This window comes from Rhizobium sp. BK060, from assembly GCF_014193145.1.
Taxonomy (GTDB): Bacteria; Pseudomonadota; Alphaproteobacteria; order Rhizobiales; family Rhizobiaceae; genus Rhizobium.
Genome location: NZ_JACHYW010000003.1, coordinates 197,441 through 210,988, shown reverse-complemented (window position 1 = coordinate 210,988; position 13,548 = coordinate 197,441). Strand labels below are relative to the sequence as shown.

At 59.4% G+C, this 13,548-nt stretch carries 14 protein-coding genes and 1 tRNA gene; 7 read left to right on the top strand and 8 right to left on the bottom strand.

What is annotated here, in order from left to right; genetic code table 11:
* Positions 1 to 3: 3 nt before the first annotated feature.
* The 4 genes from tig to FHT71_RS04785 all read right to left on the bottom strand — a co-directional run bounded on the left by tig (position 4) and on the right by FHT71_RS04785 (position 3,599).
* On the bottom strand, positions 4 to 1,485 hold the full coding sequence (gene tig, locus FHT71_RS04800; protein ID WP_007788944.1) for a trigger factor: 1,482 nt from the start codon (positions 1,483 to 1,485) through the stop codon (positions 4 to 6).
* A 186-nt stretch (positions 1,486 to 1,671) separates the two neighbouring features.
* Positions 1,672 to 1,756, bottom strand: a tRNA-Leu gene (locus tag FHT71_RS04795).
* A 155-nt stretch (positions 1,757 to 1,911) separates the two neighbouring features.
* Complete coding sequence (locus FHT71_RS04790; RefSeq protein ID WP_132590871.1) at positions 1,912 to 2,499, bottom strand: GDYXXLXY domain-containing protein; 588 nt, start codon at positions 2,497 to 2,499, stop codon at positions 1,912 to 1,914.
* Positions 2,496 to 3,599, bottom strand: a complete 1,104-nt coding sequence (locus FHT71_RS04785) for a DUF2157 domain-containing protein (protein ID WP_132590869.1) — start codon at positions 3,597 to 3,599, stop codon at positions 2,496 to 2,498. Before FHT71_RS04785 ends, FHT71_RS04790 begins: the two co-directional genes overlap by 4 nt.
* Before the next feature lie 881 nt (positions 3,600 to 4,480).
* On the opposite strand from FHT71_RS04785, the gene FHT71_RS04780 reads away from it, so the two are divergent.
* The 3 genes from FHT71_RS04780 to FHT71_RS04770 all read left to right on the top strand — a co-directional run bounded on the left by FHT71_RS04780 (position 4,481) and on the right by FHT71_RS04770 (position 5,538).
* Positions 4,481 to 4,627 carry a DUF1127 domain-containing protein gene (locus FHT71_RS04780; protein ID WP_007788937.1) on the top strand — a complete coding sequence of 49 codons (147 nt, stop codon included), beginning with the start codon at positions 4,481 to 4,483 and terminating at the stop codon, positions 4,625 to 4,627.
* Between the two features lie 298 nt (positions 4,628 to 4,925).
* Entirely contained in the window at positions 4,926 to 5,069 is a 144-nt protein-coding gene (locus tag FHT71_RS04775; protein ID WP_016553778.1) for a DUF1127 domain-containing protein, read from the top strand.
* 265 nt (positions 5,070 to 5,334) lie between these two features.
* Positions 5,335 to 5,538, top strand: a complete 204-nt coding sequence (locus tag FHT71_RS04770; RefSeq protein ID WP_007788934.1) for a hypothetical protein — start codon at positions 5,335 to 5,337, stop codon at positions 5,536 to 5,538.
* A gap of 44 nt (positions 5,539 to 5,582) precedes the next feature.
* On the opposite strand, the gene FHT71_RS04765 is transcribed toward FHT71_RS04770, so the two are convergent.
* The gene (locus FHT71_RS04765) at positions 5,583 to 6,470 is read right to left on the bottom strand and encodes a LysR family transcriptional regulator (RefSeq protein ID WP_037081776.1); all 888 of its coding nucleotides are present in this window, start codon (positions 6,468 to 6,470) and stop codon (positions 5,583 to 5,585) included.
* Positions 6,471 to 6,582: 112 nt separating this feature from the next.
* Between FHT71_RS04765 and FHT71_RS04760 the strand changes: the two genes are divergently transcribed.
* From FHT71_RS04760 to FHT71_RS04745, 4 genes are all read left to right on the top strand, one after another.
* Positions 6,583 to 7,200 carry a glutathione S-transferase gene (locus FHT71_RS04760; RefSeq protein WP_132590867.1) on the top strand — a complete coding sequence of 206 codons (618 nt, stop codon included), beginning with the start codon at positions 6,583 to 6,585 and terminating at the stop codon, positions 7,198 to 7,200.
* Positions 7,201 to 7,248: 48 nt separating this feature from the next.
* Complete coding sequence (locus tag FHT71_RS04755; protein WP_132590865.1) at positions 7,249 to 9,315, top strand: pyridoxamine 5'-phosphate oxidase family protein; 2,067 nt, start codon at positions 7,249 to 7,251, stop codon at positions 9,313 to 9,315.
* Between the two features lie 76 nt (positions 9,316 to 9,391).
* Positions 9,392 to 10,825 (top strand): methylenetetrahydrofolate--tRNA-(uracil(54)-C(5))-methyltransferase (FADH(2)-oxidizing) TrmFO, encoded by a 1,434-nt coding sequence (trmFO, locus tag FHT71_RS04750; RefSeq protein WP_183719114.1) that lies wholly within the window; start codon positions 9,392 to 9,394, stop codon positions 10,823 to 10,825.
* A 104-nt stretch (positions 10,826 to 10,929) separates the two neighbouring features.
* The gene (locus FHT71_RS04745) at positions 10,930 to 11,523 is read left to right on the top strand and encodes a class I SAM-dependent methyltransferase (protein ID WP_165933117.1); all 594 of its coding nucleotides are present in this window, start codon (positions 10,930 to 10,932) and stop codon (positions 11,521 to 11,523) included.
* On the opposite strand, the gene FHT71_RS31365 is transcribed toward FHT71_RS04745, so the two are convergent.
* From FHT71_RS31365 to FHT71_RS04735, 3 genes are read right to left on the bottom strand one after another with little or no spacing between them, the layout of a single operon-like run.
* Positions 11,511 to 11,729, bottom strand: coding sequence for a GDCCVxC domain-containing (seleno)protein (locus FHT71_RS31365; RefSeq protein ID WP_132590861.1), 219 nt, complete (start codon positions 11,727 to 11,729; stop codon positions 11,511 to 11,513). The genes FHT71_RS04745 and FHT71_RS31365 overlap by 13 nt on opposite strands.
* Before the next feature lie 25 nt (positions 11,730 to 11,754).
* A complete protein-coding gene (locus FHT71_RS04740) occupies positions 11,755 to 12,792 on the bottom strand; it encodes an MBL fold metallo-hydrolase (RefSeq protein WP_007788925.1) in 1,038 nt (345 codons plus the stop codon).
* A gap of 36 nt (positions 12,793 to 12,828) precedes the next feature.
* Positions 12,829 to 13,488 (bottom strand): peroxiredoxin, encoded by a 660-nt coding sequence (locus FHT71_RS04735; RefSeq protein ID WP_007788924.1) that lies wholly within the window; start codon positions 13,486 to 13,488, stop codon positions 12,829 to 12,831.
* Positions 13,489 to 13,548 lie beyond the last annotated feature (60 nt).

Sequence of the window (13,548 nt, the reverse complement as noted above, 5' to 3'; positions counted from 1 at the left end):
AGATTACTCGGCGCTGTCCTCGGAAGCCTTCTTCTTCGGAGCAGCCTTCTTCTTCGGAGCAGCGGCTTCTTCGCCTTCAGCGGCTTCTGCCTTCGCGGCAGCCTTCTTCTTCGGAGCGGACTTCTTGGTTTCCTTCTCGGAACCTTCGCCTTCTTCGTCGGCGAGCAGCTCTTCCTTGGTCACCTTCTTATCCGTAACGTCGATCTCGGTCAGCAGATGGTCGATGACCTTTTCTTCGAAGATCGGAGCCCGGATCGAGGCGGCTGCACCCGGCTGGCTGCGGAAGAAGTCAAGGATCTGCTTTTCCTGGCCCGGATACTGACGCAGCTGCTCGTAGATAGCGCGCTGCATTTCGTCTTCGCTCACCTCAACACCGGCCTTTTCGCCGATTTCCGAGAGAACGAGGCCAAGGCGAACGCGACGCTCAGCAAGCTTCTTGTACTCTTCGCGAGCCTGCTCTTCCGTCGTGTCTTCGTCTTCGAAGGTCTTGCCGGACTGGGCGAGGTCGTTGGCGACCTGGTTCCAGATGCCATTGTACTCGGCGTCGACGAGCGAAGCCGGGGTCTCGAACTTGTACATTTCGTCGAGCTGATCGAGGATCTGGCGCTTGACCTTCTGACGGGTCATCGAGCCGTACTGCGACTCGATCTGGCCGCGGACGATTTCCTTCAGGCGATCAGCCGATTCGAGGCCGAGCTTCTTTGCCAGCTCGTCGTTGATCTCAACATCGGCCGGAGCAGCAACGTCCTTGACGGTGACGTCGAAGGTGGCTTCCTGGCCGGCCAGGTTCTTGGCCGGGTAGTCGGCGGGGAACGTGACGGTGATGGTCTTTTCATCACCAGCCTTGGCGCCGACCAACTGGTCTTCAAAGCCAGGAATGAAGCGGCCGGAGCCGAGAACGAGTTCTGCGCCCTGGTCGGTACCGCCATCGAAGGCAACGCCGTCGACCTTGCCGACGTAGTCCATCGTGATGCGGTCGCCGTTGGCAGCCTTGCCCTTCTTGGTTTCGTAGGAACGGGCGCTTTCAGCGACCTTCAGAACCTGTTCGTTGACTTCCTCTTCGGAAATGTCGACGACTTCGCGCGTGATCTTGATGCCCTTGTTGGACTTCAGCTCGATCGGCGGCAGAACTTCGTAGGAAAGCGTGAACTCGAAGTCCTTCTGAGCGGCAAGGATCTGGTCTGCCTCGTCCTTGTCTTCCGTCATTGCGATTTCCGGCTGCGTCGCGGACTTTTCGCCGCGCTCTGCAAGGATGGCGGTCGGCTGCTCGCGGACGATCTCATTGACGAGGTCGGCCATGATGGACTTGCCGTAAACCTTCTTGAGGTGAGCGGCCGGAACCTTGCCCGGACGGAAGCCGTTGATGCGGACCTTGTCCTTCACGTCGGCAAGACGCTCATTCATCTTGACTTCCATGTCCTTGGCCGGGATTACGACCTTGATTTCGCGCTTCAGCCCTTCAGCGAGCGTTTCGATAACCTGCATGTCTTCCTACCTTCATTTCGTGGCGGCCGTGCCCAGACGCCGTTCGTTTCGATGAGCACGACGCCGGAAAATTGCCGGGCGTGGCTTGTTCTCAATTCTTATTCATTCCACCCGAGGCGGAACGGCGCTTTGCTGCCGGGTAATCGAGGGACACCTGTTGCCGGTCCCCCGCCTGCAAGCCAGCTTTGGTGCGGGTAGAGAGACTTGAACTCCCACGCCTTGCGGCACCAGAACCTAAATCTGGCGTGTCTACCAATTTCACCATACCCGCGTTCTCAAAAACCGCATGCATATGCCTGCACATGAGGCCTTCCGGAGCGCGGCGTCTCTATATCACCCGATTTGGTAGAGGCAAAGGAAAAATGAAGGGCAAATGACAGTGATTTTGCCCGCACTCGCAGGCTTCCACACCCATTTGGCCTCAACTCAATAAAGAGGCTCGTCGTAAGCGGGCTTACCGTCGACGAGGAGGCTGCGTATCTGCGGCGTCCCATCCGAAGCGACGCGAATGGCGATGGAGACGTCGCCGCCTTGGCGAGCCTTCTCCAGCGCCGTCCCCTGCCCTTCAGGAACGTAGTAGCGTTCGATGCCGTATTCGACGCGGATATGGTCGGCGGAATTGGGACCATAACTATAGAAGGGTCTACTGTGCAGAACCACGGTGCCCGGCTGCTGCGGCAGATGTTCGAACGATGATTCGACAATGCCCCAGAATCCGCCATCACCGGGCTTCAACCGCACCCAAAGGCTCCTCTTGCCCTGATCCTGCGGCACACCACCAATGATCGACGCGACCGGGACCGAAGATATCTCGTAGTTCAGCACCACATAGTCACCCCGGAGAAAATCGCGCGGATCAACGGGGGCAGTTTTTAGAAGAGCGTCGGCGCCGCTTCGCAGGATCGATGCGCGGCTCTCTATCACATAGCCAAGAACGGCGGTCTGGAGGGCAGCAACGATGATCGCAGCGACAAATGAGCGGCGCCCTGAGCCTTGCATCGAAAAAATGCTCATAGGCTTGCCTCCGGGGTTCTGATGGCAAGTCGCCGCTCGAGACGAATGACGATCCATGCAACGGCAGCAACGAAAAGCCCCGAGAACAAGAAGAGGCTGGATGTGCCAAGAATCGATCCGACGGTCACCGATGCAAGGTAGAGCAGCTCAACCGCAAACACCGTGTAGCCCAGATAGCGCACCGCGCCATTGTTCCGGCCTTGGAGCGCAATCGCAAGGACCGCGGCCCCCAGCGTCACGAGCGCCAATGTTACGAACTGCCAGCCATGCTCGAGTTCAACATGCAGGAAGAACAGCCCAATCACGGCGACGAGGAAGGTGTAGAAGGCAGGTGCCGAACCGGCTGTTCTGATGAGCGTGGAAAGGCGCGGCAGCGGCAGACTAACAAGCACGAAGGCCAGCATGCCAGCGATGGCATAGACGAGCGCGAGCCAGAAATTCTCGTTCACCGCATAGAGCCAAGTAAGCCAGCCGACGAGTAGCAGATACGCCAGATGACGCACGCGGTCTGCGCCGGTGAAGCGCACGAGACCAACGACCACCGCCGCCATGAGCGGCACAACCCAAGGATCGAGACCCACCCAACGCGTATCGTAGGTATCAAGATAGGCGGCAAAGCTACCCCAGGACAGAAAGCCCGCCACCGCAGCGACAACGCCGGAGCGGAACAGGACCGCCGAAACCACCGCCATGGCAAACCAGAGATACATCACCGTCAGTTCGTCCCCCGACAGATGGTACATCTGCCCGACCAGCGAAATCGCGCCGCCGAAGGACAAGGTTCCAATCACCAGCAGTCCGCCCGCCGCCCCCGTTGCGCCGCGCCTCAGCATAACCGCCGCGCCGAGATGCACGGCCCAGATGATTGCAAGAATGACGGCGAGCCGCACAAAGCGCGGAATGGCCTCCCAATTCGAAGCGACAACCAGCAGGATCGCGGCCCCGAGCAGGATTGCCGCAAGTATCATAAGCACCTTGCCAAGGCTGAAGCTCGCCGGGCGGGCATCATATTCCTTCAGCAGCGCTCCCGCAGTCGCTTCCGGCAGCAGCCCCTTTTCCACCCAGACCGAAAGATCTCGCTCCAATCGACCGCGATACATGCCCTACTCCGCCAAACGCGCGATAACGCGCTCCTTTTTTGCTTTATAGCCGTTGATTGAGCATGAGGGAAATATTCCCATACGAATTCCTCATTGGGTGAATTCGGGGTGCGTGTTAGCCGATCGATAACGTCAAATCGCTAATATACATCCCATTCTCGCAAGCCATGCGTCTGGCGCATGGGAAGCATGAGTATATTGCACTGCAAAATTAACGCGGGACGATTTATATTACTTTTCACAAGGCAGGGAATGGCGTCCCGGCCCCGGTCCTCCGGAAGCCTTCGAAGATGATCTTCGTGACGAAATTCGGAGCAGCGCACTCCTCCTCCCAGCGCCCTCCGATGGACTGACAACACTCCTCCTCCCAGTTGTCAGTCGCCCTAATGACGCCCACCGGATCCTCCCCCGGTGGGCGTTTGGTTTTCTATAGCAGACAATATCACAAGCCCGGTTTTCCAGTGCCTCCAGGGCAGCGCCGATGTCTCTCCCGCACATGTCTCTCCCGCGCACCCCGACAACCGGCCTGGCGGCAAGCTCATTGATGCAGCAACGACTCGCAGCCAGTGACGGACGGCCGCAAACCTGCGGGAGTCCGACTTGAGCTCCCTAACCGCATATGCCGACCGGCGTTTATTGGTCCCGGCAGGCGAAAAGGCAGGCGACAGCTGATCGGCTGCAAGCCATTCTGCCTAACGATTGACCAAGTATCGGCCGGATCGCGTGAATAACGGTGTGAGATCTGCATCCGGTGCATAGGTGGTCTGAAATCTTGTCTCTGGCACGACTTCGCAGTGCAACATATATTCTGGTCATCAGATAGAGGTCAGCGCCGATCGGCGGCAGCTGGCAGATCGCAAGCCCTAGGAAAGGGGATTAAAATGAACTTTGCACGCTCTTTCAACAACTGGCGCAAGTACCGTCAGACCGTTACCGAACTCGGCCGCATGACCAACCGCGAATTGCACGATCTCGGCATCGACCGTTCTGACATCAATCGCGTTGCTCGCGAGGCTTCTGCCCGCTAATACAAGCGATCCGCTGTCCTCCCAAGCAGATCGCCTTGACAAAAACGCCCGCTGCCCCTGGCAACGGGCGTTTTCTTTTGTCTGGCTACCAGCTTCCGCAATAGTTGCGGCCGACTCCACCTCGCTCATGGCAGCGCCCAGAAAGTAATCACTGCATTTGGAATGAGCATCGCATGCACAATTGCATAGCAGATGCCTTTTCTTTGCACTGCACAATATGACTGGGAACGCCTATATGGATATCAACGATGAGACGGCGATGGCGCTGCTCTCGACGATCATTCTGAGGAAGACGAACATGAACCCGATCCGCATTGCAAAAAGCTGGATTAGCTACCGCCGTACGCTCAGCGAACTTGGCAGCCTTTCCAATCAGACGCTCGCCGACATTGGCGTTAGCCGCTACGACATTCGCACCATCGCTTCCCGCTCGTTCCGCTAATAGCGGCGAGCATGAAGCTTCCAAGACGGCGCCTTTGGCGCCGTTTTTGATTCCGAGCCCTTCGCTGCGATGGGCGCCGCTAACGTGATACGATCGCGAACCAAATCCCCAGGAACGAAATAGCTGCGGCGGTGCGAGCGCGCGAATGGCGACACAATCCAAACTGCACTGCCCTGTTGACACCGCGATCTCGGCCATTCTTTAGGGTGGACTAATATTAATCATTGTGAAACTATCCGGCCGCTGCCTAACGGAGACATGCGCGATGTGCCGATATAATCTTCGCATGGAGGATGGTTTGTGGACCGTTGTCGATGCCACGACACAACAGCCGGCCGAATTGAACGGCGTTCGGATGGCCCGGATGACGTGGCGCGAAGCATGCGACATGGTCGACATCCTGAACAACCTCGATCGAATAAGTTTCCTGTCAAAACGCTACGAAGCGTCGGCCAGAACAATGGCTTGAGCTTCGCGGATGCGCCCAATGCGGCATCTTGCTGATCCCGGCATTCAGAGTCCGATGGACTTTATCTTCTGAACTGCGAAATCAACGAACGCGCGCGTCTTGGCCGAGACATGCCTTCCCTCTACATGAACGACGTGGATTGGCAGTGGCTCTTCCTCATAATCCTCGAGCACTGTTCTCAGCCGACCGGCGGCAAGATGCTCCGTTACCTGATAGGACAGGGTCCGTGACAGGCCCCATCCAGTCACCGCCGCTGCGATCGATGCATCGACAGTGTTGCAGTACATGCGCGGATGAAGCTTGACGGGCGTATGGTTGGGCGCGAAGTGCCAGTCCAACGGCGCCGATGACCCCGTATTCACAATAGTTACGTGCCGGGTGAGGTCGGCTGGCGTTGCCGGTTCGCCGTGACGCTCGAAGTAGGCCGGCGCTCCGCAGACGACGCGGCGCACGCTCCCGACCTTTATCGCCTGCTGATCCGAATCCGGCAGGTGGCCGATGCGGATGGCCACGTCGATGCCCTCCTCCACAAGATTGACCATCCGATCGAAGAGGAGGACGCGCCCGGTGACGGCTGGCTGCATGCTGAGAAACTCCGTCATAACAGGGACGATATAGATCTGACCGAACAGAACCGGTGCTGTGATGGTCAGGATTCCCGACGCCGTTGAATGAGATCCACCAGCCGATGCTTCCGCCTCGTCGATATCGCTGAGTATCCTTCTGCAGTCTTCGGCATACCGGCTGCCCGACGGCGTCAGCTTTACGGAGCGCGTGGAGCGGAGGAAGAGCCGCGCCCCTGTGGCTTCCTCCAGAAAGGCGATCGCGCGTGTGACTGCCGGTGGACTCATGTGAAGCTGACGCGCAGCCTGTGCAAAGCTCGCCGTCTCGGCAACCTTGACCAAAATCCTCATGCATTGAAGCCGATCCATATGCTCGCCCGCAATATTCCGCAAAATGAAATAGTCTCTTTCAACTTATCGCAATTCAGCACGCAATTGGAAACAATTATTGTCTGGTTACCTCAACACGGAGACCAGACCGATGAAGCTTTACTCACATCCTCTCTCGGGCCATTCCCATCGCGCGCACCTCTTTCTGTCGCTGATCGGCATCGACGCCGATGTCTTGCAGGTCGACCTTGCTGCCAGAGAGCACAAAAGCGCCAGCTTCCTTGCGCTCAATCCCTTCGGACAGTTGCCGGTGCTCGAAGATGGCGATGTTATCATCAGCGACTCCAACGCCATCCTCGTCTACCTCGCCAAGAAGTACGCACCCGAAGGATGGCTCCCCGAGGAGCCGGCAGCTGCAGCGGCGGTCCAGCGCTGGCTGTCAGTCGCTGCCGGCGAGATCGCCTATGGCCCGTGTGCGGCGAGGCTTGTGACGTTGTTCGGAGCGAAGTTCGACACCGAAGAGGTCATCGCAAGAGCGCATCGAATCCTTCAACTGATCGATGACCACCTGGTCGATCGCGATTGGATCGCCGCGAGCAGGCCGACCATCGCCGATGTCGCCCTTTACAGCTACATCGCCCGCGCGCCGGAAGGAAACGTCGATCGGTCTGCCTACCGCAACGTAACGGCATGGCTTGAGCGGATCGAAGCCCTCCCCGGCTTTCAACCATTCCAGAAATCGCCAGTCGGTATTGTCGAGGCGGCTTGAGGCGTTTCATCGCGCTGCGGCCGACCATGAGCCGTCAAGGAGGCAGTTATGTCTACCGATGCACAGAGCACCACGTCCTCTCCCTGGCATGCCGGAGAGATCGCACTGCAGGAAAAGGCCGGCGTCGCCAAGCGAATGAACGAGGTGGGCCGGCGCGTTCTGCGAGATCACTTGATCGATCAGCACCGCCAGTTCTATCCGCAGCTGCCTTTTATCCTCCTGGGAACGGTAGATGCGCACGGCAATGCATGGGCAACGGTGCGTGCCAATCAGCCGGGCTTCCTTCAGAGCCCTGATATTCACACGCTGAGTGTCCGCCTTCCGCGGGAGCACCTTGATCCGGCCGACGCTGGAATGGACGACGGCGAGGCCATCGCCATGCTCGGCATCGAACTCCATACGCGCCGTCGCAACCGGCTGAACGGCACTGTCCATAGAACTGGGCAGGACGGCTTCGATGTGCGCGTGGGGCAATCCTATGGCAACTGCCCGCAATATATCCAGCTGCGCGATTTCGAGTTCGCGCGCGATCCGATGCAACCTTCCGGATACGACCCCGTCAGTTTCGGCAGCCTTGACGGTCGTCCCGCCGAAATGATTGCCAAGGCGGATACATTTTTCGTTGCCTCGTATGTCGACCGCGACAGTGAAGGGCGCCAAATCGATGTTTCGCATCGCGGCGGCAGGCCGGGTTTCGTGCGGATCGGCGAGGACGGCGTTGTGACGATCCCGGACTTTGCCGGCAATCTCTTTTTCAACACGCTCGGCAACATCCTCTCCAACCCACGGGCGGGGCTGGTCTTCGCGGATTTCGAAAGCGGCGATCTGCTGCAATTATCGGGCGACGCGCAGGTTATTCTGGAATCACCTGAGATAGCAGCTTTCCAGGGCGCGGAGCGGCTGTGGCGCTTTCGCCCGAGGCAAATCGTCTACAGGCAAGAAGCGTTGCCGCTTCGCTGGCGGTCGCCTGCGGATGGCTCATCTCCCAACTCCCTGATGACCGGCAGCTGGGACGAAGCCGCCGCGCGGCTTCGTGCGGTAGCACTCGCCAAAAGCTGGCGGCCCTTTCGCGTCACCCGCATCGTCCAGGAGAACGCCAGCGTGCGCTCTTTCTATCTCGAACCAACAGACCAAGGCGGGATCATTCCGCATGTCTCCGGCCAACACCTGCCGATCCGCATCAAGATCGAGGGAACGGATGTGCCAGCGGTTCGCACCTATACGATCTCCTCGGCGCCCTCCGACGGCACGTATCGCATCAGCGTCAAGCGCGAGGGGCTTGTCTCCACGCATCTTCATGATGCCATCCGACAAGGAGACATCATCGAGGTCCGCGCGCCGGCCGGTGCGTTCACGATCGATGCCGCGGAGACACGTCCTGCCGTTTTACTGGCGGCCGGCATCGGTATCACCCCGCTGCTCGCCATGCTGCGGCATGTCGTCTACGAGGGACTGCGCACCAGACGGATCCGACCAACCTGGCTGATCTATTCCGCACGTAATAAGTCCGAACGCGCATTCGATACCGAATTGCAGGCACTGGCCGAAGCGTCCGGCGGTGTCGTCAAGCTGGTCCGGTTGCTCAGCGACACGTCCGATACAGTTGCTGGCGAAGGCTACGAACAGCAAGGACGTGTCGACATGATCCTGCTGAACAGGGTGTTGCCGTTCAACGACTATGACTTCTATCTGTGCGGTCCAACCGGCTTCATGCAGTCTGTCTATGACGGCTTGCGCGGATTGAATATTGCCGACGGCCGTATCCATGCCGAAGCGTTTGGACCCGCGTCTCTCCAGCGATCGCGAGACGAGGCCAAGCGATCGCCAGCGCGCGCCGCTGAGGACCCGCAGCCCGTCTATTTCATGCGCTCAGGTAGGAAAGCGCGCTGGGAGCCGGGATCGGGCACGCTGTTGGAGCTTGCCGAAGCGCGTGGCTTGGCGCCCGAGTTCAGCTGTCGTCTCGGCAATTGCGGAAGTTGCAGGACGAAAATTCTTTCCGGCGCTGTCGCCTATACGAAGGAGCCGAGCGCCGACACCGCCGATGACGAAGCGTTGATCTGCTGCACCGTGCCGGCAGCGAGCAACACTGGCGCTCGGCTGGAGTTGGATATCTGAAAACATCGGCGCCGGCATCGACCAGTCGCCAATTCTTCGGTTTCCTGCGCCGCCCTAGCGTGGTAATCAGCCGCGCATGAACAAGACCTCTTCCCATTCTCCCATCTACGTGGTTGGCGGCGGGCTCGCCGGCTCAGAGGCGGCCTGGCAGATCGCAAATGCCGGCGTGCCTGTCATCCTGCACGAGATGCGTGGCGTGCGCGGCACCGACGCCCACAAGACTGACGGCCTGGCCGAGCTCGTCTGCTCCAACTCCTTCCGGTCCGACGACGCGACCAGCAACGCGGTCGGTGTTATCCATGCCGAGATGCGCATGGCGGGATCTCTGATCATGGCGTGCGCCGACAAGCACCAGGTCCCGGCAGGTGGCGCACTGGCTGTCGACCGCGACGGATTTTCCGACGCCGTGACCAAGGCGATTCACGAGCATCCGCTGATCACGGTCGTTCGTGAAGAAGTGATCGGCCTGCCGCCGAAAGAATGGGACCTCGCCATCGTTGCCACCGGCCCGTTGACTGCCCCTTCCCTTGCGAGCGCGATCCAGGCCGAGACGGGTGGGGACGCGCTGGCCTTTTTCGATGCGATCGCCCCGATCGTTCATCGTGACAGCATCGACATGGATACCTGCTGGTACCAATCGCGCTACGATAAGGTCGGTCCCGGCGGCACCGGCAAGGATTACATCAACTGCCCGATGACCGAAGAGCAGTACAACGCTTTCGTGGACGCTCTGATTGCCGGCGATACGGTCGGCTTCAAGGAATGGGAAGGAACGCCCTACTTCGATGGCTGTCTTCCAATCGAGGTAATGGCGGAACGCGGCCGCGAGACCCTGCGTCACGGCCCGATGAAACCGATGGGCCTGACCAACGCGCATAACCCGACCGTCAAGGCCCACGCTGTCGTTCAGTTGCGGCAGGACAATGCGCTCGGCACGCTCTACAACATGGTCGGCTTCCAGACGAAGCTGAAATACGGCGCTCAGGCGGAGATCTTCCGTATGATCCCGGGACTTCAGAACGCCGAATTCGCCCGCCTCGGCGGCCTTCACCGCAATACCTATATCAATTCGCCGACACTGCTCGACCCTTCCCTCACGCTCAAGTCCCGCCCCGGTCTGCGCTTTGCCGGGCAGATCACCGGATGCGAAGGCTATGTCGAAAGTGCGAGCGTTGGGCTGATGGCCGGCCGGTTTGCTGCAGCCGAGCGCAAAGGAGAAGCCGTATCGCTGCCGCCCGTAACGACGGCGCTCGGCTCGCTGCTCGGCCACATCACTGGCGGCCACATCGTCAACGACGAGGAACCTGGCAAGCGGTCCTTCCAGCCGATGAACATCAACTTCGGCCTCTTTCCCGAACTTGAGCCCGGTTCGATCGTCAAGCCCGAAGGTGTCAAGCGCTTCCGCGGCAAGGACAAGACGATCATGAAGCGACAGTTGATCGCCAGGCGCGCGCTTGCTGATTGCGCGAACTGGCTGGGGCTCGACGCTCATCTCGCGGAGAGTGCGTAATCAGGCCGTAGGCCACAGCGCTCTCGGTCCCCCTCTCGGTGGATCCGAGGCCACCGGCATGATCGCAAATGTTATAGTGAAATGTCGTCGAAGGGTGCACGCCTATGGCAGCATTGTTTCAAGGTACGTCCATGCCGGACCGGGATTGGTGGTCTGCGCTGTGGCCTGATCCCGAAGGGCTCCTTCAACAGGTCGGCATCCGGCGGAGCATGAGCGTTCTCGACCTTTGCTGCGGCGACGGCTATTTCACCGGCCCGCTCGCAGCATTGGTCGACGGACGTCTGGCGGCGCTCGATCTCGATCCCGCCATGATCGATCTGGCGAAGGCCGAAGTTGAACGAAGAGGCGCGTCTGTTCGCCAGTGGATTTGCGCGGACGCCGCGTCCTTGGCCGAGCGCCTTTTCGAACCGGTCGATTTTGTCTTGATCGCCAATACTTTCCACGGTGTTCCTGACCAGATCGGGCTTGCACGTTCCGTAAGGGAAGTTCTGAGACCGAACGGGGTGTTCTGCATCATCAACTGGCATCCAGTGCCGCGAGAGGACACGGTGATCCTCGGCAAGCCGCGCGGACCGCGCACCGAGATGCGTATGCCACCCGAGTCCGTGCGCGCCGTCGTTGAAGCCGCTGGCTTTCACATGCTGCGGATCGTCGATCTCCCGCCCTACCACTACGCGGCTGTGTTTCAAGTCGCGTGACAACAGGGCGGGGCGTTCCGGTCTTGAACCGGTGGGCAAGGAACCGACCCATATGAGCAGAAAACGCAGCAATCACCGTCCTTCGGCTTGAGCGTCGCACCACAGCCTCGGCATTCGTAGAACCAAACGCAGGCGTCAACCGGCATCGTCGCTACCGATCGGTGGCTACAGATGGGACAGGTCAGAATTGATCGCCGCTCGACCATTGCATCGCCTCATGTTGGCTGCTCGCTAATGCGCGATCGGTCCTGCCGCTTTCTTCCAGGCGTCGATGCCGCCTTGAATGTGAAAGGCCAGGGGAAGGCCGGCGTCGTGCGCCGCCTGCACGGCCATTGCCGATCGCTCACCGAAGGCGCAGTAGAAAAGCAGCCTCTTGCGGGTTGAACTTGCCAGCTCATGCAGCATCCCGCCTGCACCTATGCTTTCCTCGAGCGACGGGTACGGGACATGCAGTGAGCCCGGAATCGTACCGTTTCGCTGCCGCTCGGCGTTCTCGCGTAGATCGATCAAAGCGACATCACCGAGGCCGACGACACTCAGCGCCTGTTGCGCCGTCAGCGCCCAGCCGTGGCGCATGACGTTATCCTGGTTCATCCCGACCTTCATATTGGCGGGTACGGCGACATCCATCATCTTCGGATTCGAGAGCTTCAGATTGTTCATCAGGTCGGCGTATTCATCGGCAGACGTCACCTGCAGGCGCGGGTTAAAGGCCCTCTCCTCTCCGATGGTGGAGACCGTATCCCCCTTGTAGTCGTGCGCCGGGAAAACCAGTGTTGAGTCCGGAAGCTTCAGAAGCCGACCGAAAATCGACTCGAACTGCGCTCTCGGGTCACCGTTCTGAAAATCGGTGCGGCCGGTACCGCGGATGAGCAGGGTGTCGCCAGTGAATACGCGGTCGGGCAGCACGAAACTGTAGGAATCGTCCGTATGGCCCGGCGTATAGATCACGTCCAGGGAAAGCCCCTCGATGGTCAGCTTGTCGTTATCGGAGAGCCGCATCGAAACGACATCGGCTTTTGTCTGCTCCCCCATCACTGTGATGCAATGGGTTTTGTCGCGTAGAGCGCCAAGGCCCGTGATGTGATCGGCGTGGAGATGCGTGTCCACGGCCTTGACCAGCTTCAGGTCGAGTTCATGGATGAGTTGGAGGTAGCGATCGACCCTTTCCAGCACCGGATCGATGATCAGCGCCTCGCCGCCCTTCCGGCTTGCCAGCAAATAGGAATAAGTACTCGACACCGGATCAAACAGTTGCCGGAAGATCATCCCTACCTCCATCGTGGCGGCACAGTTTGCAATGGACTATCCGTGCGGCTGCGGCACGATCCTGATATAGGGCTTCGGCGCTCGCCAACCTTGCGGATATTGCTTCTTTGCGTCGTCGTCGGAGACAGAACCGGCGATGATCACGTCCTCACCGTTCTTCCAGTTCACCGGCGTAGCAACCTTGTGCTTGGCGGTCAGCTGGAGCGAATCGATAACCCGCAGCACCTCATCGAAGTTGCGACCGGTGGTCATGGGATAAACCATAACCAGTTTGATCTTCTTGTCGGGGCCGATGACGAAAACGTTCCGGACGGTCTGGTTGTCGGCCGGCGTGCGCTCCGTCGGATCGCCGGATACCAAAGCGGGCAGCATGTTATAGCGCTTCGACACGGTGTAATCGACGTCGGCGATCATCGGGTAGTTGGGGCGGTAGCCCTGTGTTTCCTCGATGTCATTCATCCAGCTGGCATGGCGTTCAAGCGGATCGACCGAGAGGCCGATGATCTTCACACCGCGCCTGTCGAACTCAGGTTTGATCCGCGCCATGTAGCCGAGTTCAGTTGTGCATACGGGGGTAAAGTCCTTCGGATGCGAAAACAGCACCGCCCAGGAATTACCGATCCACTGGTGAAAACTGATCTTGCCTTCGGTCGTTTGGGCTTCGAAATCCGGAGCGGTATCATTGATCGCAAGCATCACGCACCTCCATCGCGTTTGTGAACACAAACTCAAACATTGCCGGATGAGCGCAAATCT

Bases quoted from the DNA above. Each gene is read 5' to 3' on its own strand.
- tig (WP_007788944.1), bottom strand. From the start codon at position 1,485: ATGCAGGTTATCGAAACGCTCGCTGAAGGGCTGAAGCGCGAAATCAAG.
- FHT71_RS04790 (WP_132590871.1), bottom strand. From the start codon at position 2,499: ATGAGCATTTTTTCGATGCAAGGCTCAGGGCGCCGCTCATTTGTCGCT.
- FHT71_RS04785 (WP_132590869.1), bottom strand. From the start codon at position 3,599: ATGTATCGCGGTCGATTGGAGCGAGATCTTTCGGTCTGGGTGGAAAAG.
- FHT71_RS04780 (WP_007788937.1), top strand. From the start codon at position 4,481: ATGAACTTTGCACGCTCTTTCAACAACTGGCGCAAGTACCGTCAGACC.
- FHT71_RS04775 (WP_016553778.1), top strand. From the start codon at position 4,926: ATGAACCCGATCCGCATTGCAAAAAGCTGGATTAGCTACCGCCGTACG.
- FHT71_RS04770 (WP_007788934.1), top strand. From the start codon at position 5,335: ATGTGCCGATATAATCTTCGCATGGAGGATGGTTTGTGGACCGTTGTC.
- FHT71_RS04765 (WP_037081776.1), bottom strand. From the start codon at position 6,470: ATGGATCGGCTTCAATGCATGAGGATTTTGGTCAAGGTTGCCGAGACG.
- FHT71_RS04760 (WP_132590867.1), top strand. From the start codon at position 6,583: ATGAAGCTTTACTCACATCCTCTCTCGGGCCATTCCCATCGCGCGCAC.
- FHT71_RS04755 (WP_132590865.1), top strand. From the start codon at position 7,249: ATGTCTACCGATGCACAGAGCACCACGTCCTCTCCCTGGCATGCCGGA.
- trmFO (WP_183719114.1), top strand. From the start codon at position 9,392: ATGAACAAGACCTCTTCCCATTCTCCCATCTACGTGGTTGGCGGCGGG.
- FHT71_RS04745 (WP_165933117.1), top strand. From the start codon at position 10,930: ATGGCAGCATTGTTTCAAGGTACGTCCATGCCGGACCGGGATTGGTGG.
- FHT71_RS31365 (WP_132590861.1), bottom strand. From the start codon at position 11,729: ATGGTCGAGCGGCGATCAATTCTGACCTGTCCCATCTGTAGCCACCGA.
- FHT71_RS04740 (WP_007788925.1), bottom strand. From the start codon at position 12,792: ATGATCTTCCGGCAACTGTTTGATCCGGTGTCGAGTACTTATTCCTAT.
- FHT71_RS04735 (WP_007788924.1), bottom strand. From the start codon at position 13,488: ATGCTTGCGATCAATGATACCGCTCCGGATTTCGAAGCCCAAACGACC.